This is a genomic window from Actinomadura alba, assembly GCF_014323705.1.
In the GTDB taxonomy this organism is placed as follows: domain Bacteria; phylum Actinomycetota; class Actinomycetes; order Streptosporangiales; family Streptosporangiaceae; genus Actinomadura_C; species Actinomadura_C alba.
The window spans coordinates 44,956-66,480 of the sequence record NZ_JABVEC010000002.1 but is presented as its reverse complement, the minus strand read 5'-3'; the positions used below and the strand labels follow the sequence as shown (position 1 = coordinate 66,480).

At 68.5% G+C, this 21,525-nt stretch carries 14 protein-coding genes; all 14 read right to left on the bottom strand.

Annotation, left to right across the window (positions count from 1 at the left end; translation table 11 throughout):
- Positions 1-32: 32 nt before the first annotated feature.
- The gene (locus tag HKK74_RS40690; protein WP_187241538.1) at positions 33-1,808 is read right to left on the bottom strand and encodes a hypothetical protein; all 1,776 of its coding nucleotides are present in this window, start codon (positions 1,806-1,808) and stop codon (positions 33-35) included.
- A 262-nt stretch (positions 1,809-2,070) separates the two neighbouring features.
- Positions 2,071-5,943, bottom strand: a complete 3,873-nt coding sequence (locus HKK74_RS03320) for a DNA-directed RNA polymerase subunit beta' (protein ID WP_187241537.1) — start codon at positions 5,941-5,943, stop codon at positions 2,071-2,073.
- Between the two features lie 32 nt (positions 5,944-5,975).
- Positions 5,976-9,443, bottom strand: a complete 3,468-nt coding sequence (rpoB, locus tag HKK74_RS03315; protein ID WP_187241536.1) for a DNA-directed RNA polymerase subunit beta — start codon at positions 9,441-9,443, stop codon at positions 5,976-5,978.
- 528 nt (positions 9,444-9,971) lie between these two features.
- Positions 9,972-10,592: an Rv1363c family protein gene (locus HKK74_RS03310; RefSeq protein WP_187241534.1), complete on the bottom strand. Its 621-nt coding sequence runs from the start codon at positions 10,590-10,592 to the stop codon at positions 9,972-9,974.
- Positions 10,589-11,164 carry an Rv1363c family protein gene (locus tag HKK74_RS03305; protein WP_187241532.1) on the bottom strand — a complete coding sequence of 192 codons (576 nt, stop codon included), beginning with the start codon at positions 11,162-11,164 and terminating at the stop codon, positions 10,589-10,591. The genes HKK74_RS03310 and HKK74_RS03305 overlap by 4 nt, the downstream gene beginning before the upstream one ends.
- Positions 11,128-12,552, bottom strand: coding sequence for an MCE family protein (locus tag HKK74_RS03300; RefSeq protein WP_187241530.1), 1,425 nt, complete (start codon positions 12,550-12,552; stop codon positions 11,128-11,130). Before HKK74_RS03300 ends, HKK74_RS03305 begins: the two co-directional genes overlap by 37 nt.
- The gene (locus HKK74_RS03295; RefSeq protein ID WP_312881209.1) at positions 12,549-13,787 is read right to left on the bottom strand and encodes an MCE family protein; all 1,239 of its coding nucleotides are present in this window, start codon (positions 13,785-13,787) and stop codon (positions 12,549-12,551) included. Before HKK74_RS03295 ends, HKK74_RS03300 begins: the two co-directional genes overlap by 4 nt.
- Positions 13,784-15,043 carry an MCE family protein gene (locus tag HKK74_RS03290; RefSeq protein WP_312881208.1) on the bottom strand — a complete coding sequence of 420 codons (1,260 nt, stop codon included), beginning with the start codon at positions 15,041-15,043 and terminating at the stop codon, positions 13,784-13,786. The genes HKK74_RS03295 and HKK74_RS03290 overlap by 4 nt, the downstream gene beginning before the upstream one ends.
- Before the next feature lie 23 nt (positions 15,044-15,066).
- Positions 15,067-16,119, bottom strand: coding sequence for an MCE family protein (locus tag HKK74_RS03285; RefSeq protein WP_187241529.1), 1,053 nt, complete (start codon positions 16,117-16,119; stop codon positions 15,067-15,069).
- A gap of 1 nt (position 16,120) precedes the next feature.
- A complete protein-coding gene (locus tag HKK74_RS03280) occupies positions 16,121-17,152 on the bottom strand; it encodes an MCE family protein (protein ID WP_187241528.1) in 1,032 nt (343 codons plus the stop codon).
- Positions 17,149-18,483 (bottom strand): MCE family protein, encoded by a 1,335-nt coding sequence (locus HKK74_RS03275; RefSeq protein WP_187241527.1) that lies wholly within the window; start codon positions 18,481-18,483, stop codon positions 17,149-17,151. Before HKK74_RS03275 ends, HKK74_RS03280 begins: the two co-directional genes overlap by 4 nt.
- A 7-nt stretch (positions 18,484-18,490) precedes the next feature.
- A complete protein-coding gene (locus tag HKK74_RS03270; protein WP_187241526.1) occupies positions 18,491-19,339 on the bottom strand; it encodes an MlaE family ABC transporter permease in 849 nt (282 codons plus the stop codon).
- Entirely contained in the window at positions 19,340-20,188 is an 849-nt protein-coding gene (locus tag HKK74_RS03265) for an MlaE family ABC transporter permease (protein ID WP_187241525.1), read from the bottom strand. It lies immediately after the preceding gene.
- Positions 20,185-21,216, bottom strand: a complete 1,032-nt coding sequence (locus HKK74_RS03260) for an ABC transporter ATP-binding protein (protein ID WP_187241524.1) — start codon at positions 21,214-21,216, stop codon at positions 20,185-20,187. Before HKK74_RS03260 ends, HKK74_RS03265 begins: the two co-directional genes overlap by 4 nt.
- Positions 21,217-21,525 lie beyond the last annotated feature (309 nt).

Here is a 21,525-nt window from a genome sequence, read left to right as displayed (position 1 = left end):
CCGTCGCTCTGGGAAGGACCCGTCCGCCCGCGTCAGAGGACGAACGCGACGATCACCACGATCGCGATGACGACCACCAGGCCGACACCGATCCCGATCAACAGCTTGCTCCGCGACTTCTCTCCGCCCTCGGAGTACCCGGAGACGTTGCCGTAACCCGGGTAGGCCGCCTCGGTGCCGTGCCGGCCCTGCGGTTGACCGTAGGCCGCGTGCTGCCCGTAGCCCTGCTGACCCTGCTGACCGTGCTGACCCTGCGGCTGACCGTAGGCCGCGTGCTGGCCATAGCCCTGCTGTCCCTCGGGCTGGCCGTAACCAGGCTGCCCCTCAGGCTGGCCGTACGTCGGCTGGCCGTACGCCGGCTGACCCTCGGGCTGGCCGTAGGGCTGCTGGTAACCCTGCTGCGGCTGCTGACCGTAGGGCTGCTGGTAGCCGCCGCCCTGCTGCTGGCCGTAGCCCGGCTGGCCATAGGGCTGCTGGTAGCCCTGCTGCCCGCCGTACGGCTGCTGTCCCGGATCGGTGGACGGCGATGACCATTGCTGCCCGCCCTGGTCCGAGTGCCCCTGTCCGCTCTCGGGGAAGGCGGGCGACTCCTCGGCGGCCCGGAAGGCCTGCGTGGGCTGGACATCCTCGTCCCGGCCCGGCGCCCCGAAGCCCGATCCCTGACCGCCGCCGGGGCCGAAGCCCTGATCCGCCGGCGGAACGGTCACGGTCCGGTCGGTGTCCTCCCCGGGCGTACCACCGCCCGGCGCCGACACCAGCGGGACGTCCGACGGCAACCGGTAGGCCGGGCCCTGGTCGCCCGCCGGTGGCTGCTCGGCGGGCGGTTCGGTGGAGCCGGTCCCAGGAGCCGGGACGATCATCGTGCGTTCGGCGGAGGCGTCCGAAGCGGGGGTCTCCGGCGGAGCGGGCCGCGCGTACGGCGACTCCGGCTCACCGTACGCGGGCTGCTGGTCCTGCTGGGGCTGCCCGTACGAGCCCTGGCCGTAGGCGCCGGCCTGCCCGTAGGGCTGCTCCGGGCGGCCCGGGGCCTCAGGGGCCTGCTCGCCCTGGCCGAACGAACCTGGCTGCCGCGGGTAGCCGGACTGCTCGTCCTGCCCGCCGTAGACCGGTTGCTGGGGATAGCCGCTCTCCTGGCCGGGTGCCTGCCCGTACGGCTGCCCGCCGTAGGGCTGCTGCTCCTGCGGCGCGTACGGCTGCCGGCCATAGGGCTCCTGCCCATAGGACTGCTGACCGTACGGCTGCTGCTCCTGCTGGCCGTAGGGCTGTTGCGGCTGCTGCGGCTGTTCCTGCTGCTGGCCGTACGCCGGCTGCCCGTAGGGCGGCTGCTGCCCGTAGACGGGCTGGTCGACGGGCGGCTGCCCGTACGAGGGCGCTGCCGGGGGCTCATAGGGCTGCGGCGCGGCCGGTGCGGCCTCGGGCGGCTGGCCGTAGGACGGCGAGCCGTAGGACCCGGCCGCCGGCCGGTCCCCGTAGGAGGGCTGTCCCGGTTCCGGCTGCTGCCCGTAGGAGGGCTGGGGCGGCTGGCCGTAGGCGGGCGTGGCCGGGGGCTCCTGCGGCGGCGTCGGCTGAGACGGGCCGGTGGTCCCGGGCGGCTCGGTGCCGGTGCTCGGTTGTGACGTGCCGCGAGAGGGAGCGCCGAACACGACCGTGCGATCGCCGATCGGGCGCATCGGCGACGGCCCGGTGTCGCGGCCCTCCTTCGAGACCTCGGGGGTCTCGTCGGTCTCGTCGGTGCGCCCGCCCTGGGGCGGTCGTTGGTCGTCGGGCAGCGGCCACTGCGGTCCGGGCGTGCCGTCCTGCTCGCTCATCGTCGGGCTCCTTCAGCGCCGTCCCCCCGGGCGCGTGCGACGCCCGAGTCCTTACGGTTCCATCCGAAGACGCACGGCGCGTAAGGCGGCCTTCGGACTATTTCTGTGCCCATCATGTCGGCGCGTCCCCGGCTGAGCTCCATCGCGACCACCTTCCCGCGATCGCCGGTGCCTCCGCAAATCACCACGCTCTGTGATGGACGGCCGTGATATGAGGATGGGGCCGCTTCCGACGGGAAGCGGCCCCATCTCTGGTGCTTCATTACCTGTTGTACTGCCCGAAGTCGTACTCCTCGAGCGGCACGGCCTCGCCGGAGCCCTGCCCGAAGGCGTACTCGGCACCGTCGTCGTAGGAGCCGACGGAGTAGACCGCCGCCTTCGCCTCCTCGGTGGGCTCGACCCGGATGTTGCGGTACTGCGGCATGCCGGTACCCGCCGGGATGAGCTTTCCGATGATGACGTTCTCCTTGAGGCCCAGCAGCGAGTCGCTCTTGGAGTGCATGGCCGCCTCGGTGAGCACCCGGGTGGTCTCCTGGAAGGAGGCCGCCGACAGCCACGACTCAGTCGCCAGCGACGCCTTGGTGATGCCCATGAGGACCGGCCGGCCGGCCGCGGGCGTGCCGCCCTCGGCGACGACCGCGCGGTTGGTCCGCTCGAAGATCGGCCGCTCGACCAGGTCGCCCGGCAGCAGGTCGGTGTCCCCGGCCTCGAGGATGTTCACCCGCTTGAGCATCTGGCGGACGATGATCTCGATGTGCTTGTCGTGGATCGACACACCCTGCGAGCGGTAGACCTCCTGGACCTCGTGGACCAGGTGGAGCTGGACCGCCCGCGGGCCGAGGATGCGCAGCACCTCGTGCGGGTTGATCGAGCCGTCGATGAGCTGCTCACCGACGTCGACGTGGTCGCCCTCCTTGACCCGCAGCCGCGAACGCATCGGCACCGGGTAGGCGATCTCCTCGGCTCCGTCATCGGGAATGATGACGACCTTCCGGGTCTTCTCGGTCTCCTCCATCTTGACCCGGCCGGCGACCTCGCTGATCGGGGCGACACCCTTGGGGATGCGCGCCTCGAACAGCTCCTGGACACGCGGCAGACCGTGCGTGATGTCCGCACCCGCCACACCACCGGTGTGGAAGGTACGCATGGTCAGCTGGGTACCGGGCTCACCGATCGACTGGGCGGCGATGATACCGACGGCCTCACCGACGTCCACGCGCTTGCCGGTCGCCAGCGAGCGGCCGTAGCAGGCCGCGCAGACACCGATCTTGGCCTCACAGACGAGGGCGCTGCGGGTCCGGACCTCTTCGATCCCCGCCTCGACCAACCGCGTGATCACCATGTCGGACAGGTCCGTATCGGCCGTGAACAGGACCGAACCGTCGAGTTCGACGTCCTCGGCGATGGTCCGGCCGACGAGGCTGTTCTCCGACGTGGCCGGCTTCACCAGCTCGCCGCCGGGGCCCCGGTCGGCCACCCGGAACGGGATGGTCCGGTCGGTGCCGCAGTCCTCCTCGCGGACGATGACGTCCTGTGCCACGTCGACCAGACGCCGGGTCAGGTAACCCGAGTCGGCCGTACGGAGCGCGGTGTCGGCCAGACCCTTACGGGCACCGTGGGTCGAGATGAAGTACTCGACCACCGACAGTCCCTCGCGGAACGACGACTTGATCGGCCGCGGGATGGTCTCACCCTTGGGGTTGGACACCAGACCACGCATACCGGCGATCTGCCGGACCTGCAGCGGGTTACCACGTGCACCCGAGTTGACCATCATCCACACCGGGTTGTTCTTCGGGAACGCCTTGGTCATGTCCTCCATGACGTCGGCCGTGGCGTGGGTCCAGATCTCGATGAGCTCCTGCCGGCGCTCGTCGTCGGTGATCAGACCGCGGTCGTACTCCCGTTGCACCTTGTCGGCGCGGCGCTCGTAGGCCGACAGGATCTCGGCCTTGTTCGGCGGCGCGATGACGTCGGCGATCGCGATCGTGACACCGGACCGGGTGGCCCAGTGGAAACCGCGGTCCTTCAGCGCGTCGAGCGCGTTGGCCACCGCGACCTTGGGATAGGTCTCGGCCAGCTCGTTGACGATCGCCGAGAGCTGCTTCTTGCCCACCTCGTAGTTCACGAACGGGTAGTCGCCGGGCAGCGTCTCGTTGAACAGAGCCCGGCCGAGGGTGGTTTCGAGTCGGTACGGCTGACCCGCCTCGTAGCCCTCGGGCGCCTGCCAGCCGCGCGGCGGCGGGACGTCCTTGAGCCGGATCTGGACCTTGGCCTGCAGGTCGAGCTCGCCCCGGTCGTAGGCCATGATGGCCTCGGGGATCGCGGTGAACGACCGGCCCTCACCCTTGGCGTCGTCCTTCTCCGACGTCAGCCAGTAGAGGCCGATGACCATGTCCTGGGTGGGCATGGTGACGGGCTTGCCGTCCGACGGCTTCAGGATGTTGTTGGTCGACAGCATCAGGATGCGCGCCTCGGCCTGTGCCTCGGCCGACAGCGGCAGGTGCACGGCCATCTGGTCACCGTCGAAGTCCGCGTTGAACGCGGTGCAGACGAGCGGGTGGATCTGGATGGCCTTGCCCTCGACCAGCTGCGGCTCGAAGGCCTGGATGCCGAGGCGGTGCAGGGTCGGCGCCCGGTTCAGCAGCACCGGGTGCTCGGTGATGACCTCTTCGAGCACGTCCCAGACGACGGGACGGGCCCGCTCGACCATGCGCTTGGCGCTCTTGATGTTCTGCGCGTGGTTGAGGTCGACCAGCCGCTTCATGACGAACGGCTTGAACAGCTCCAGGGCCATCTGCTTGGGCAGACCGCACTGGTGCAGCTTCAGCTGTGGGCCGACGACGATGACCGAACGGCCGGAGTAGTCGACTCGCTTGCCGAGCAGGTTCTGCCGGAATCGGCCCTGCTTGCCCTTGAGCATGTCGGACAGCGACTTGAGCGGGCGGTTGCCCGGCCCTGTGACCGGGCGGCCGCGGCGGCCGTTGTCGAACAGCGCGTCGACGGCCTCCTGCAGCATCCGCTTCTCGTTGTTGACGATGATCTCGGGCGCGCCGAGGTCGAGCAGCCTCTTCAACCGGTTGTTCCGGTTGATGACCCGTCGGTACAGGTCGTTGAGGTCGCTCGTGGCGAACCGGCCACCGTCGAGCTGCACCATCGGGCGCAGGTCCGGCGGGATGACCGGGATGCAGTCGAGCACCATGCCGAGCGGCGAGTTGCGGGTATTCAGGAACGCCGAGACGACCTTGAGCCGCTTGAGTGCGCGGGCCTTCTTCTGGCCCTTGCCGGTACGGATGATCTCGCGGAGCCGCTCGGCCTCGGCGTCGAGGTCGAAGTTCTCCAGGCGGGCCTGGATGGCGCGAGCGCCCATGCCGCCCTCGAAGTACTTGCCGAAGCGGTCCCGCATCTCGCGGTAGAGCATCTCGTCGCCCTCGAGGTCCTGGACCTTGAGGTTCTTGAAGCGGTTCCACACCTCTTCGAGGCGGTCGATCTCACGCTGCGCGCGGTCGCGGATCTGCTTCATCTCGCGCTCGGCGCTCTCACGCACCTTGCGCCGCTGGTCGGCCTTGGCACCGGCCGCCTCGAGCTCGCCGAGGTCACGCTCGAGCTTCTGCTGCCGGGACTCGATCTCGGCGTCCCGCCGCTGCTCGATCTGCTGGCGCTCGACCGAGATGTGCGCCTCGAGCGTCGGCAGGTCGCGATCACGCTTCTCGGCGTCGACAAGCGTGATCATGTACGCCGCGAAGTAAATGATCTTTTCGAGATCCTTCGGGGCGAGGTCGAGAAGGTAGCCCAGCCGGCTGGGCACGCCCTTGAAGTACCAGATGTGCGTCACGGGCGCGGCCAGTTCGATGTGGCCCATCCGCTCACGCCGCACCTTGGCGCGAGTCACCTCGACGCCACAGCGCTCACATATGATGCCCTTGAACCGGACACGCTTGTACTTGCCGCAGTAGCACTCCCAGTCCCTGGTCGGACCGAAGATCTTCTCGCAGAAGAGCCCGTCCTTTTCCGGCTTCAGGGTCCGGTAGTTGATCGTCTCAGGCTTCTTGACCTCACCATGCGACCACTGACGGATATCGTCGGCCGTGGCCAGACCGATCCGCAGCTCGTCGAAGAAGTTGACATCGAGCACGTTGTGTTCAGTCCCCTGTTGTCGTTTGAGAATCAGACCTCTTCGACACTGCTCGGCTCACGCCGGGACAGGTCGATGCCGAGCTCCTCCGCTGCGCGGAAGACGTCCTCGTCGGTGTCACGCATCTCGATGGACATGCCGTCGCTGGACAGCACCTCTACGTTGAGGCACAGCGACTGCATTTCCTTGATCAGCACCTTGAAGGACTCCGGAATGCCCGGCTCGGGGATGTTCTCGCCCTTGACGATCGCCTCGTAGACCTTGACCCGGCCCAGGACGTCGTCGGATTTAATGGTCAGCAGCTCCTGCAGGGCGTAGGCGGCGCCGTACGCCTCCAGTGCCCAGACCTCCATCTCACCGAAGCGCTGACCGCCGAACTGCGCCTTACCGCCGAGCGGCTGCTGAGTGATCATGGAGTAGGGACCGGTCGAACGAGCGTGGATCTTGTCGTCGACCAGGTGGAGCAGCTTGAGGATGTAGATGTAACCGACCGAGATCGGGTCCTTGAACGGCTCTCCGGTGCGGCCGTCGAAGAGCTTGGCCTTGCCGCCCGGCCCGACCATGCGCTGGCCGTCCCGGTTGGGCAGGGTGCTCTCGATCAGCCCGGTGATCTCCTCCTCGCGGGCACCGTCGAAGACCGGCGTGGCCGCGTTGGTCCAGGCCGGAGCCTCGTCGGCACCGATCGCCTTGAGCTGGCGCTTCCACTCGGCGTCGTCGCCATCGACCTTCCAGCCACGGCTGGCGACCCAGCCGAGGTGGGTCTCGAGAACCTGGCCGACGTTCATTCGACCGGGAACACCGAGCGGGTTGAGGACGATGTCGACCGGGGTGCCGTCATCGAGGAACGGCATGTCCTCGACCGGCAGCACCTTGGAGATGACGCCCTTGTTGCCGTGTCGGCCGGCGAGCTTGTCACCGTCGGTGATCTTGCGCTTCTGGGCCACGTAGACGCGGACCAGCTCGTTCACGCCCGGCGGGAGCTCGTCGCCCTCGTCGCGGGAGAACACGCGGACACCGATGACCTTGCCCATCTCACCGTGGGGCACCTTCAGCGAGGTGTCCCTGACCTCACGCGCCTTCTCACCGAAGATCGCGCGGAGCAGCCGCTCCTCCGGGGTCAGCTCGGTCTCACCCTTGGGCGTGACCTTGCCGACCAGGATGTCGCCGGGTACGACCTCGGCGCCGATCCGGATGATGCCGCGCTCGTCAAGGTCGGCGAGGACCTCTTCGGAGACGTTCGGGATGTCCCGGGTGATCTCCTCGGGGCCCAGCTTGGTGTCGCGGGCGTCGACCTCGTGCTCCTCGATGTGGATCGAGGAGAGGACGTCGTCCTGCACCAGCCGCTGGCTGAGGATGATCGCGTCTTCGTAGTTGTGGCCCTCCCACGGCATGAACGCCACGAGCAGGTTCTTGCCCAGCGCCATCTCGCCCTGGTCGGTGCACGGCCCGTCGGCGATGACCTGGCCGACCTCGATGCGCTGCCCCTCGGCCACGATCGGCTTCTGGTTGAAGCACGTGCCCTGGTTGGAGCGCTTGAACTTGGCCACGCGGTAGGTCGTGCGGGTGGCGTCGTCGTTCATCACGGTGACGTAGTCGGCGGAGACCTCCTCGACCACGCCGGCCTTGTCGGCCGTGATGACGTCGCCCGCGTCGGTCGCGGCACGGTACTCCATGCCGGTGCCGACCAGTGGGGCCTCGCTCTTCAGCAGCGGCACGGACTGCCGCTGCATGTTCGAGCCCATGAGCGCGCGGTTGGCGTCGTCGTGCTCGAGGAACGGGATCATCGCGGTCGCGACCGACACCATCTGCCGCGGCGAGACGTCCATGTAGTGCACGTCGGCCGGTGAGATGTACTCGATCTCACCGCCCTTGGTGCGCACCAGGACGCGGTCCTCGGCGAAGCTGCCGTCGGCGTTCAGCGGCGAGTTGGCCTGCGCCTTGACGAACCGGTCCTCCTCGTCGGCGGTGAGATAGTCGATCTGGTCGGTGACCACACCGCCGACGACCTTGCGGTAGGGCGTCTCGACGAAGCCGAACGGGTTGACCCGGCCGTAGGAGCTGAGCGAGCCGATCAGGCCGATGTTCGGGCCTTCCGGCGTCTCGATCGGGCACATGCGGCCGTAGTGCGACGGGTGAACGTCACGGACCTCGAACCCCGCCCGCTCACGGGACAGACCACCCGGGCCCAGCGCGGAGAGCCGGCGCTTGTGCGTCAGGCCCGCGAGGGGGTTGGTCTGGTCCATGAACTGGGACAGCTGGCTGGTGCCGAAGAACTCCTTGATGGAGGCGACGACCGGCCGGATGTTGATCAGAGTCTGCGGCGTGATCGCCTCGACGTCCTGCGTGGTCATCCGCTCGCGGACGACCCGCTCCATCCGGGCCAGGCCCAGCCGGACCTGGTTCTGGATCAGCTCGCCCACCGTACGGAGACGGCGGTTGCCGAAGTGGTCGATGTCGTCGGTCTCGACCGGGACGGGGACCTCCCCGAGGGTGGCCTCCTCCTCGCCGGCGTGCAGCCGGACGAGGTACTCGATCGTGGCGACGATGTCCGCTTCGGTCAGCGTGCCCTGGCGCATCCCGAGGGACAGGCCGAGCTTCTTGTTGACCTTGTATCGGCCGACCTTGGCGAGGTCGTACCGCTTGGGGTTGAAGTAGAGGTTCTCGAGCAGCGTCTGAGCGGACTCCTTCGTCGGAGGCTCGCCCGGGCGCAGCTTGCGGTAGATGTCGAGCAGCGCGTCGTCCTGGCCGGTCGTGTGGTCCTTCTCCAGGGTGATGCGGATCGACTCGTAGGCACCGAACCGTTCGAGAATGCGCGCCTCGTCCCAGCCGAGCGCCTTGAGCAGGACGGTCACGCCCTGCTTGCGCTTGCGGTCGATACGGACGCCGACGTTGTCACGCTTGTCGATCTCGAACTCAAGCCACGCGCCCCGGCTCGGGATGACCTTGCAGCCGTAGATGTCCTTGTCGGACGTCTTGTCCAGCTGCCGGTCGAAGTAGACGCCGGGCGAACGGACCAGCTGCGAGACGACGACGCGCTCGGTGCCGTTGATGATGAAAGTGCCCTTGGGCGTCATGAGCGGGAAATCGCCCATGAACACCGTCTGGCTCTTGATCTCTCCAGTCGAGTTGTTGATGAACTCCGCCGTGACGAACATGGGGGCGGAGTAGGTCATGTCCTTGTCCTTGCACTCCTCGACGGAGTACTTGGGCGGCTCGAACCGATGATCACGGAACGACAGGGACATGGTTCCGGAGAAGTCCTCGATGGGACTGATCTCCTCAAAGATCTCCTCGAGGCCCGACTGGGCCGGGACATCCTTGCGACCGGCCTTCTGGGCCGCCTCGACCCGAGACTTCCACCTCTCGTTGCCGAGCAGCCAGTCAAAAGACTCGGTCTGCAACGCGAGGAGGTCCGGGACTTCGAGCGGCTCCTTGATGCGCGCGAAGGAGACGCGGTTCGGACCGGTTGCGGTGTTCGAGGCGTTGCGCGAGGCTGCCAAGAGTGGTCCTTCCGAGGGCTCGCGGCGGTACTGAACGGCGCGCACGCCAGACGGTCCATGAGTGAGACGCAGAGGTGATCCCAGCGGATCTCAAACGTGGATAGTCAGAGGGCAGCGCAAAGGGGCAGTGTAGCCGATTGCCACACTGCTAGCAACTCTACCGCCGCAGTATGCATCACAGTTGCCTCGCAGCATCGCTCCTCATCGCCTCCGAGTCAAGAGCAGACAGGGAGTTTTCGAGCTCTGACCAGCAGTGAGGAAACCCATAGTTTAGGAGACCCCGCCCCACCATGCCACGGAACGATCAGTCCCCCGCGAGCGGCGCGGCTGCGACGGCTGGACTGAGGGGCCGAGAGTGAGCCCGAGCGGGCCGATGGCGGCTGGACTGAGGAGGCGGCGCGGAGCCCCGAGCGGGCCGATGGCGGCTGGACTGAGGAGCGCGCGGAGCGAGGAACGAGCGAGCACGCGACGAGGGAAGCCGCCATCTTCAAGGCCCGCGAGGCGCCGAGCGGAGCGAGGCAAAGAGAACTAGAGCACCTGGAGGTCGGAGGCCAGCCATCGGTCGCCGACCTTGACCATGGTCATGCGGATGCGCAGCGACTCCGGCAGGCGGTTGGGGCTGGCGGTCGTGGTCGCGTTCCGGTTGGCGAAGACGAGCACCGTCACCTGGCGGGTCGTGGCGCTCTCGGCCCCAGCTTTGATCACGGTGGTCTGCGAGATCGCCTGCTGCTGGACCGCCGTGGCCCTGATCTGCTGCGCCAGCGCGGCGTACTCGTTGCGCAGCTTCCCCGTGGTCTGGCCGGTCGCCGTCCTGAAGTCGGATTCCAGCGTGCGGTAGTCGTACGAGGAGAGGTCGCGCGCGGCCTGGGACGCCGCGTGCACCGCCTGGCGCGACGCCTCGTCGGTCGACCGCAGCCGGGCCCGCTCGAGGCCCAGGCTCACCACCGCGGCGGTGAGGACGGCCGCCACGAGCGCGAGCACGGCGAGGATCTGGGTGCCGGGGCGCGCGCGGGGACCGGTCCACCGCCGGCCCTTCGACTCGTTCCGGCCGTCCGCGGCGTCGCCGCCGGCGCGCTCCTCGGCATCGGACCCGCCGGCCTCTTCGGTCTTGCCGGAGGCCGTGCGCCTGCGTTTGATCAGCGTGGTCATGGAACCAGTCCCAACCTGGAGACGAGCCAGCGGCCGTCGACCCGCTCGAGGTCCATCGAGAAGCGGTAGTAGCGAGGGGCCGCCTGCTTGACCTTCGGACTGCTGGTGACGGCCGTCACCGCGACGATCACCTCGGCGGAGTCGCCGTCGGCCGACACGACCCCTGCCCGCACCGCCTGGACGGTGGAGGTGGACTGGTTCTTGGTGGCGGTGTCGACGATGGTCTTGGCCTGGGTGGCCCACTGGTCCTTGATGTCACCGGTCATGCCGCTGATCACCCGGTCGACGCCCTGCCGGACGTTGCGGTAGTCGATGCTCACCATGTTGACCGCGGTCTGGCGGGCCGCCTGTTCGGCGCCGGCCGCGCGGTCGGCGGCGGCGCGTTCACGCCATACCGACAGGCCGAGCCAGCTCGCCGTCACCGCCAGCGCGATCACGGCGATGGCCAGCACAACCGCGGCGAGCCGCCCCGCTCGGCCGGCCAGCGGCCCGCCGGACGCCGGGTCCGTGGACGCCGGGTCCGTGGACGCGCCCTTCACGGCGCCAGCGGCCCGAGCAACAGCCACTTCCATGAGGCGTCTCCCAACAGACGTTGCTGACCACCGGCCGAGCTCATCTCGTACCGTCTGCCGTCGGGACCGTAGACGGCTCCGGTCGCAGGATCGTATCCGGCCAATTGCACCGAGCCGGTCGAAGCGGGCGGGGCCGCCGCGGCGGCCGGCTGGTCCCCCCGCCCTTCGCCGCCGTCCGGCCGCTCACCGGCGGCCTGCGAGGCAGAGCCGCCCTGAGCGCCCCCAGGAGGCTCGCCCGCGCCCTCGGTGGCCCCTGGCGGCACCTGCGGGTAGGGGCGCGGCGCCGGGGCGTTACGGGCGCCTCTGACGACCTGCTGGGAATTCTTCGGCAGGGTGCAGCCGACCTTGGTCTCGGCGGGGATCTGCTCGGTCTTCCGCGGATACCGGATCTGGGTCTTCTCGTAGCCCTTGGTACAGGGCGGTGGGGAGTCGACGTTCATGACGAAGCCGAAGTGCTCGGTCCCGTCTCCGGGGGTCACGGTGAACGAGCCGGCCAGGGCCATCGGGTAGAGGATGAACAGGTGCCGGAGCCCGTCGATCCGGGAGGTGAGCACCTGCCCGGTCGTGGTCATGTTCGCCAGCAGCACCGGCAGGGTGGGCGCCAGGTCGTCGATCAGGGCGTCGGCCTGCCGCGTGGCGGGCACGGTGTTGTCGATCGCCGAGCGCAGGCTCGGATCGTCGCGGCGCATCTGGTCTGTGAGATCGCTCAGGTTCCGGGCCAGGCTGCGGATGTTCGTGCCCTGCGACCGCTGGGTGTCCAGGACCACCTTGCTGTTGTCCAGGAGCTCCGCGGTGGCCGGGTAATTCTCCTCGGCGGTCTTGAGCAGCCGGTCGCTGGAGTCCAGGATCGCCTGCAGATCCGCCGCGGAGCCCGAGAACGCCTTGTCGAGCTCGTCCACGATGAGGCCGAGGTCCCGCGGGTTCACGGAGGTCACCAGACGGTCGACGTCGTTCAGGAGCGCGGTGGTCGACACCGGCAGCCTGGTGCGCTCGCGCGGGATCGTGTACGGGTCGCCGGTGTCCAGGTAGGGTCCGCCGTCGCTGCGCGGCTGGAAGTCGATGTACTGCTCGCCGACGGCCGACCGGTTGGCCACCACGGCGTCGCTGTCGCGCGGGATCCGCCGCCCGCGCTCGAGCGTGACCTTCACCCGGATGCCGTCGCCGGTCAGCTCGATGGGCCCGACCCGGCCCACGGGCACGCCACGGTAGGTCACCTCGGCGCCCGTGAAGATGCCGCCCGAGTCGGTCAGGTCGACATAGGCCGCGTAGGACCGGTTGAGGACCCCGCCGCCGATCCCGATGTAGCGCACGCAGGTGTAGCCGACCCCGAGAACCGTGATCACCGCGAAGACCAGCAACTGGATCTTCACGCCGCGTTTGATGATCAACTGAGCCCTCCCATGATCAGATCGAAGAGCCCCGGATCGGCCGTGGAGGACGGCCGCGGCGTGGGCGTGCTCGACCCGCCGGGGGCGGGGACGCCTGGAACCCCCGGGAGGCCGGGGACGCCCGGAGCGCCGGGGCTCGGCTCCAGAACTCCGGGCGGCGTCTGCGGCAGCGTGAGGCTGGGCGGCCTGATCATCGAGCGCACCTGGTCGCCCTGCTCGGTCAGGCCCTCGAGCGCTGTGCCGCCGAGCAGGTTGTGGGTGAGGCTCTTGAGGTCCAGGTCGAGCGTGATGTGGATGTTCGCGTAGTCACCGCGCAGGGCGTTGGCGACCGATGGCGGGAACGGGAACGTCAACATCATCTCCAGGCTGTTCGGCAGGTCGTTGCCGGCCTTGTTGAGGTTCTGCAGGATCGGCTGGAGGGCCCGCAGGTTCGCCAGCAGGTCGGCCTTCGACTGGTTCACCACCCGGGTCGTGACCTTGCTGAGCTTGTCGAGGCTCACGAGCATCTTGGTGAGGTCGGCGCGGTTCTGGTCCAGCACCTTGATCGCCGGACCGGTGCGGTCGACGGTGTCGGCGATCGTCCTCCTCTGCGCCGCGAGCTTGCCGCTGAGCCGGTCGAGGCTGTCGAGTGCCTGGGTGATGGCACCGCGGTGCCGATCCAGCGTCCCGACGAAGGTGTTGACCCGCTGGAGCACGTCCTTGATGGTGTCCGTACGGCCCTGCATGGCGGCGTTGAGCTCGTTCGTGATGGTGGAGATCTGCTCGAGGCCGCCGCCGTTGAGCAGCAGCGACAGCGCGGACAGGACCTCTTCGATCTCGGTGCCGCGCGAGGTACGGGCCAGCGGGATCACATCGCCCGCGCCGAGGCGTCCCTGCGCCGCCTCACCGGACGGGGGCGACAGCTCGACGTACTTCTCCCCCAGCAGGCTGGTCTGGGCGACGGAGGCGATCGCGTTGTCCGGCAGCACGACGTCCTTGCGGATCTTGCAGGTGACCCTGGCGTGCCAGCCGTCGAGCCTGATGTCGGTGATCTTCCCGACCGACACGTCGTTGACCTTCACCACCGACTGCGGCACCAGATCGAGCACATTCGCGAAATCGATCTCGACCTCGTACGGCTCTTCGCCCAGGTCGGGCCCGCCGGGCAGGGGCAGCGACTCGGCCCCGTGGAACGAGCAGGCCGGCAGTATCGCGAGTGCCACCGCCGCGGCGATCATCGCCATCAGGCGCCTCACGGGCCACCTCCGGGCAGCAGCGCGGACAGCCCTTGGGACGGGGGCGGCCCGCTTCGCCGATCCGCCGTCGTCGTGCGGGCACCTTGGCCACCGCCGCCCCCCCGGCGGTCGCCGGGGCCGTAGGCGTCGGGCGGCGGCGGAACGGGATCGTAGTGAGTGGTGATCGCCGTGATCCAGGACAGGTCGAGCGACAGCGACGTCAGCGCCTTGCCCGCCGGATTGAGCGGGCCGAGCAGCGACTCGCACTGTTTCGCGGGCGTGCCGAGCGAGAACGCCAGAGAACAGATCCACTGCGCGATGTCGTGGAACTGCCGCAGGTCCGCGCGGGTACCGAGCGTGCCGCTGATCGGGTCGTAGGCCTTGGCGAGGTTGCTCAGGCCCGTGGGGGCGGTGGTGAGGAACTCCGCGAGCGCGCCCTTCTCCTTCACCAGCACCGAGGTGATCTGCGCCAGTTGCCGTACGTTGGCGGCGAGCTGGGTCCGGTTCCCCTTCACGAACCTCGTCACGTTGCGCAGCGTCGGGCCGAGGGCGCGCAGGGCCGCGCTCAGTTCCTCGCGCTCCCCCGACAACTGCGCCGACACGCTGGACAGGTCCTGGGTGAACCGCTTGATCTGCTGGTCGTTCTGGGCCATCGCCCCGGTGAGCACGCGGAGGTTCTCGATGGTCTCGGCGACGTCGCCGCGGTCCTCGCTGAGCGTGCTGAGCATCCGGGAGGTGTCCCTGATCGTCTGCCGGATGTCGGTGCCCTGGCCGTCCAGCGTGTTCGCGCCGACCTGGAGGAGCCGGGACAGGGAGCCGTTGGCGTTGGCGCCGTCCGGGCCGAGCGCCTTGCTCAGGTCGCTCAGATTGCCGGAGATCTGGTCGACCTCGACCGGCACGCGGGTGCGGGTGAGCGGGAGCGAGGCCTGGTCGGCGAGCACCGGGCCGCTCCGGTAGACGGGGGTGAGCTGAACGTAGCGGTCGGCCACCAGGGACTGGTTGACGATGACCGCCTCGGCGTTCGCCGGGACCCTCTGGCGGGCGTCGTAGACCAGTTCCACCCGGACCGACCGGCCCACCGGCGTGACGCTGGTGACCCGCCCGACCTGAATGCCGAGGATCCGTACGTCGGCCCCCGGATAGAGCCCGACCGTGCCGGTGAAGTACGCCGTCAGGCGCCGCTGCTCGGTTCCCGGCCACAGCGCCGCGACGGCGCCGGCGACCAGCGCCACCGCGATGATCAGGGCGCCGAGGCGGAGAATGATTGCGGGCTTCACGTGCACCTTCCTGCTCGCGGCGGTCAAGGGAGGAACGGCAACGGGTTGCCGGTGGACGGCGGCCGGCCCTCGGACGTCCGCTGCCTGCCGGAACCGCCGGCGGGCGGGTTCGCGACCGACGCCGGTACGGGCATCAGGTTCTGGATGTAGCTGTCGAACCAGCGTCCGCTGCCCGTGGCGTCCGTGAACTGGCGGCCGTACGGCGCGAGCAGCCGGATGGTCCGGTCGAGGTTGTCCTGGTTCTTCAGCAGGATCTTGTTCACCCGCTGGAGGTTGGCCAGCATCGGGCCGATCTCGGCGTCGTTCTCCGAGATCAGCGCGTTGACCTGCTGCGTGAGCGTCACGGTGTTCACCAGCAGCTGATGGATCACCGCGCGCCTGGCCTGCACCGCCCGCAGGATCCGGTCGCCGTCCTCGACCAGCTTGACCAGCTCGGCGTTGCGGTCGGCGAGGACCTTGGTGACGTTCTTGGACCGCCCCACAAGCTCGTGCAACTGGTCGTCACGTGAGGAGATGGTCCGCGACAGCCGCTGGAGGCCGCGCAACGAACCCCTGATCTCTTCGGGTGAGTTCTTGAAGGTGTCCGACAACACATCGAACGACCGGGCCAGTTGCGCGGTGTCGATGTCGCCGGCCACGTCGCTCAGCTCACTGATCGCCGGCACGATCTCGAACGGCGTCGCCGTACGGGACACCGGGATCTGCCGCCGCGGATTCTGCCGGCCGGTGCCGCGCGGGTCGAGCGCCACGTAGTGCGCCCCGAGCACCGTCTTGATCTTGATCTCGGCGCGGGTGAGTTCGCCGAGACGCACGCCGTCGTCCACCCGGAAGTCGACCCGCACGTGGCCGTCTTCGAGCCGGAGGTCGGTGACCTTGCCGACCTTGACCCCGGCGATCCGCACCTCCTCGTCCTTCTTCAGCCCGGCCGCCTCGGCGAACGCCGCGTTGTATGTGGTGCCGCCCGTGACGAGGGGGAGGTTCTGCAGGTTCAGCGCGAGCACCAGCCCCACGGCGATGAGCCCGAGGCCGGCCAGACCGATGGGGACCGGGTTCCGTTCCCGGAAGGGCCTCACCACGTCACTTGCACCTCGCGTTCTCGTTCACCATCGCGGGTGTCTGCACCGCCGGCCCGCCGGGGAGCACGATCCGGGCGTCGAAGCCGCACAGGTAGAAGTTGAACCAGGAGCCGTACGAGGAGGCGCGGTTGAGCTGGTTCAGCCGGTCCGGTGTGCGGCGCAGGGCCGTGTCGAGGGTCTTGCCGTTGTCACCGAGCGTCTCGACGAGGTCGTTCAGCTCCGCGATGTCGGTCTTGAGCGACGGCCGGGCGTCCTTCAGCAGATCGGACGTCGCGCCGGTGAGCTGGTTGATCGACCCGAGCGAGTCGAAGATCGCCTTGCGGTCGCCGGACACCCCGGTGACGAAGCTCTGCAGCTGGGTGATGAGCTGGTTCAGCTGCGTGGACCGCTGGTCGAGCGTGCCCAGCACCTTGTTGAGATTGTCGATCACACGCCCGATGACCTGGTCGCGGTCGGCGAGCGTGTTGGTCAGCGACGCCACGTGCGCCAGCAGGCTGTTGACCGTTCCGCCCTCCCCCTGCAGCGTCTGGACGATCTGCAGTGAGAGCTTGTTGACGTCCTCGGGCTCGAGTGCGCGGAACAGTGGCCGGAAGCCGTTGAACAGCACGGTGAGGTCGAGGGCCGGCTGGGTCTGCGTCACCGGGATCGTGCCCCCGGCGGGCATATAGTCGCCCACGGTCCCGGGGCCCTCGGAAAGGGCGACGTACCGCTGCCCGACCAGGTTGCGATAGCGCACCTGGACCAGCACCGACCGCGGCAGCCCGGCCGCGAAGGTGCCGCCCTTGGCCACCGAGAAGGTGACCCGGGCCTGCCTGCCCTGGTACAGCTCGATCTTCTCGACCTGTCCGACGCGTACACCGGCGACGCGCACGTCGTCGCCCCTGAGCAGTCCGGCCACGTCGGTGAAGATCGCCTGGTACTTCCGGTTCTCGACGAACCGCATGTTGGAGATCAAGATCGCTAGGACGGCCGTGGCCAGCGACGTCACGACCACGAAGACCAGCAGCTTGATCGCAGCAGTGGAGGTTCTCAACCGACCGTCACCACCGATCCCTCGGCGAGCGGCCCGAACATCAGCGCGGCCAGGTCGGAGACCTCGCCGGCCGGGGTCCTCAGTACCGGCGCGATGACGTTCTTGACGGCCTCCCGCTCGGTCATCTCGGCACCGGGGCTGACGAGCACGCCCGACGCCGCCCGGCCGAGAGGTCCCTGCGCGGGCAGCCCGCTCGGCCCGGCCTTCCACCACACGTCGTCCTCGGTGCCGTCCAGGCCGATGTAGTCCGGAAAGGGCACCTTCGGATTGGGCAGGCCGTAGCAGCGTGGATTGCGATAGTCGCGGTACTCCGGCAGGTCGAGCGGATTCTTGAACGCCGGCCGCGGCTTCACGATCTCGACGGTGAGGTTGATGACCGGGGACTTCCCGCCGACCGCGTCCTCGACCCGAGGCTTGATCTTGATCAGCCCGGCGAGAACGCAGGGGAACGACGGCGAATACCTCGCCACCAGCTCCAGCGCCTGCCGGTTGGCGATGTTCACTCCCACGATCTTGTTGCCGTTGTCCTGGACGAACCGGGTGCCCTTGGCGGACACGTCGGTCACGGCGGGGATCAGTGCCTCGATGGCCGCCTTCTTCTCCACGATCGTCGATCCCGTGACATTGAGGTTGCGCAACGTCCGCAACAGGTCCGGTGCGGCCGCGTCGTAGACGTCAGAGACGTCCGACAGCGCGCGCAGGTCGTACACCAGCGTCCCGAGCTTCGGATTGATCTTCCTGAGCAGCGAGTCGGCCTGTTCAAGATTGCGGCCGAGCTGGTCGCCACGGCCTTGCAGCGCCGTGGCCAGGGCGTTGAGGGTCGCGTTGAGCTTCTCCGGCTTGACCGCCTGAAGCAGGGGCAGCAGGTGATCGAGGACCTGGCCGACCTCGATCGTCGCCGTGGTCCGGTCCTGCGCGATCACCGTGCCCTCGCGGATGGCCGCGTCGCGCTGCGCCGGCATCACCAGATCGACGTACTTCTCGCCGAACAGGGTCTTCGGCAGCATGCGGGCCGTGACGTTGCCCGGGATGAGCGGCGCCTTGTCCGGGTCGAGGGCCAGATCGATCTGGGCACCGTTCGCGGTCGCGCGGGTACCGCGCACCTCGCCGACGATCAGGCCGCGCACCTTGACGTCGGAGCGGGGCAGCAGCTGCAGGCCGGCCCGGTCGCTGCTCACCTTCACCCGGACGACCGGGGTGAACGCCTTGTTGAAGAACGCGCCGGTCAACGCCAGCAGCAGCACCACGACGAGGACGAACGCGATGCCGTACAGGCGGTACCGGACCGGCTGGGACAGCGGCCCTTCGGTTGGGGCGCCGGCTCTGCTCATCGCCGCGTCACCCCGCGATCCGTACGGTCGTGGTGGTCCCCCAGATCGCCATGCCCAGCATCAGGTCGGCGATGTTGACGACCACGATGCTGGTGCGCACCGCGCGGCCGACGGCGAGACCGACCCCCGCCGGGCCGCCGCTGGCGTGGAAGCCGTAGTAGCAGTGGATCAGCATGATCAGCACGGCGAATATGATCACTTTGCCGAACGACCAGAGGATGTCGTACGGCGGTAGGAACAGGTTGAAGTAGTGGTCATAGGTGCCACTGGACTGATCGAAGAAGATCGTCACCATCAGCCGGGTGGCGAAGTAGGAGGCGAGCAGCCCGATGACGTACAGCGGGATGACCGCCAGCATCCCGGCGATCAGCCGCGTGGTGACCAGGAACGGCACCGACGGCACCGCCATCACCTCGAGCGCGTCGATCTCATCGCTGATCCGCATGGCGCCGAGCTGCGCGGTGAAGCCGCAGCCGACGGTCGCCGAGAGCGCCAGCGCGGACACGACCGGGGCGAGCTCGCGCGTGTTGAAGTACGAGGAGACGAAGCCGGTGAAGGCCGCCGTTCCCAGCTGGTTCAGGGCGTTGTAGCCCTGCAGGCCGACCTCGGTACCGGTGAAGAAGGTCATGAAGCCGACGATGGCCACGCTGCCGCCGATGACCGCGAGGCCGCCGGTGCCCAGGCTCACCTCGGCGAGGAGCCGCAGGATCTCGGTGCGGTAGCGGCGGATCGCGCGCAGGCTCCACGCGAGCGCCCGCGCGTAGAACGAGAGCTGGTGGCCGAGGTCCTCAAGCTCCTCGAGCGGCCGGCCCACGGCCCTGGACGCGGCCCGCCCCACTTTCCCAGGGGTGGTCATTCACATCCCCTTCTGCGGGACGAACTGGAAGTAGAGAGCGCTGATCAAGAAGTTCTCCAGGAACAGCAGCATGAAGGTGATCACCACGGTCTGGTTCACCGCGTCGCCCACGCCCTTGGGTCCGCCCTTGGCGCCCAAGCCCTTATAGGCCGCCACCAGTGCGGCGGTGATCCCGAAGACGAACGCCTTGATCTCCGCCTGGATCAGGTCGGGCAGCTGCGCCGCGGCGTTGAAGGAGGCGAGGTAGGCCCCGGGCGTGCCACCCTGGAGCATGACGTTGAAGACGTAGCCGCCGCCGATGCCGACGACCGAGACCAGGCCGTTGAGGAAGAGCCCGACGAACGCGCAGGCGAACATGCGCGGCACGACGAGGCGGTGCAACGGGTTGATCCCGAGCACCTCCATCGCGTCGATCTCCTCACGGATCTTGCGGGCCCCGAGGTCGGCGCACATGGCCGAGCCGGCCGCCCCGGCGATGAGCAGCGCGGTGACGAGGGGGCTGGCCTCGCGGACGATCGCCACGACCGCCGTGGCGCCGGTGAAGGACTGCGCTCCGAGCTGCCGGATCAGGCCGCCGATCTGCAGTGACAGGATCGCGCCGAAGGGGATGGCGACCAGCGCCGTGGGCACGACCGTCACACTGACGATGAACCACGCCTGCTGGATGAACTCCCGCCACTGGAACGGCCACTTGAACGTGGCCCGGAACGTGTCGAGCACGAGGGCGAAGAACCGGCCGGGCTCCTTGACCGTGAGGTTCGCGACACCGTCGGTGACGGAACCGAACCCGGTGGCGACGCCGCCGTCCCTGGGGTCCTTCCGCCTCTCGCGCCGTGGGCGGCGGGTCATCGGCCAGGCCCTCCCATGGACGGCTGCGCACCCGCTACGGGTGTTCTGGAAGCGACGTGGCGCGGCCACTCCTGGACCCAGTCGCGGCCGAGGTCGTCGATGAACGAGCCCGGCGGGGGCTGTACGCCGTGCGCCTTGAGCCATGATCCGGGTGGCGACTGGGATCGCCGGACCCCGCCGTCCGTCGGCATCAGTTGCGGCGGGATCGGCGGAAGCTGTCCGGGGTCGTGGCCCAGCTTGGCCTCGGCCTCGAGCTCGGAGACGTCCTTCTCCTCCGACATGCCGATCGGGCCGTGCCTGCGGGCGTTGAGGAACTGCCGGACGACCGGCTCCTCACTCGACAACAGCATCTCGCGCGGCCCGAACATGATCAGCTCGCGCCGGAACAGCAGGCCGATGTTGTCGGGGACCGTGCGGGCGGTGTTGATGTCGTGCGTGACGATCAGGAACGTCGCGCCGATCTGGGCGTTGAGGTCCACGATCAGTTGGTTCAGGTAGGCGGTGCGCACGGGGTCGAGGCCCGAGTCGGGCTCGTCGAACAGGATGATCTCGGGGTCGAGGACGAGGGCCCGGGCGAGTCCCGCGCGCTTGCGCATGCCACCGGAGATCTCACCGGGCAACTTGCCCTCGGCGCCGACCAGACCGACCATGTCGATCTTCTCCATGACGATGCGCCGGACCTCGCTCTCGCTCTTCTTCGTGTGCTCGCGGAGCGGGAAGGCGATGTTGTCGTAGAGGTTCATGGAGCCGAACAGCGCGCCGTCCTGGAACAGCACCCCAAAGAGCTTGCGGGTCTCGTACAGCAGGTGCTCGGACAGCCGCGGGAGGTCGCGGTCACCGATCCAGATGTGGCCGCTCTCGGGTTTGAGCAGGCCGACGAGCGTCTTCAGGAACACCGACTTGCCGGTGCCCGACGGCCCGAGGAGCACGGAGATCTCTCCCGCCGGCAGCGTCAGCGACACGTCCGCCCAGATGGTCTGACGACCGAAGGCCTTGGTGAGTCCTTCGACCCTGATCTCGACGCCCACTCGTCACCTTTCGTCCAGCCGGGGGGATTCCGGATCAATAGGCGAACTCATTCGATTGTCCGGAGCCGACCACCCGGCGCCGGGTCGCCGCGCGTTGGTGACTACTTTCTGCTACTGGCGAGTAGCAGATCCTGGTGCAGACCACCGTAGCCAGGATTCCCGCAAATGGAAGGGGGTTCGACCCAGGATCCCGTACGATACGACCCAACGTGAGCGGATCGTTACTGAAGTCGGGCATTAGACTAGTCATCCAACAGCCGCGAGGACAAGGCCTTGATCGCGAAGGCTCCCGTGGAACGGCGGCGAGTC

Bases quoted from the DNA above. Each gene is read 5' to 3' on its own strand.
- HKK74_RS40690 (WP_187241538.1), bottom strand. From the start codon at position 1,808: ATGAGCGAGCAGGACGGCACGCCCGGACCGCAGTGGCCGCTGCCCGAC.
- HKK74_RS03310 (WP_187241534.1), bottom strand. From the start codon at position 10,592: ATGACCACGCTGATCAAACGCAGGCGCACGGCCTCCGGCAAGACCGAA.
- HKK74_RS03305 (WP_187241532.1), bottom strand. From the start codon at position 11,164: ATGGAAGTGGCTGTTGCTCGGGCCGCTGGCGCCGTGAAGGGCGCGTCC.
- HKK74_RS03275 (WP_187241527.1), bottom strand. From the start codon at position 18,483: ATGAGCAGAGCCGGCGCCCCAACCGAAGGGCCGCTGTCCCAGCCGGTC.
- HKK74_RS03270 (WP_187241526.1), bottom strand. From the start codon at position 19,339: ATGACCACCCCTGGGAAAGTGGGGCGGGCCGCGTCCAGGGCCGTGGGC.
- HKK74_RS03265 (WP_187241525.1), bottom strand. From the start codon at position 20,188: ATGACCCGCCGCCCACGGCGCGAGAGGCGGAAGGACCCCAGGGACGGC.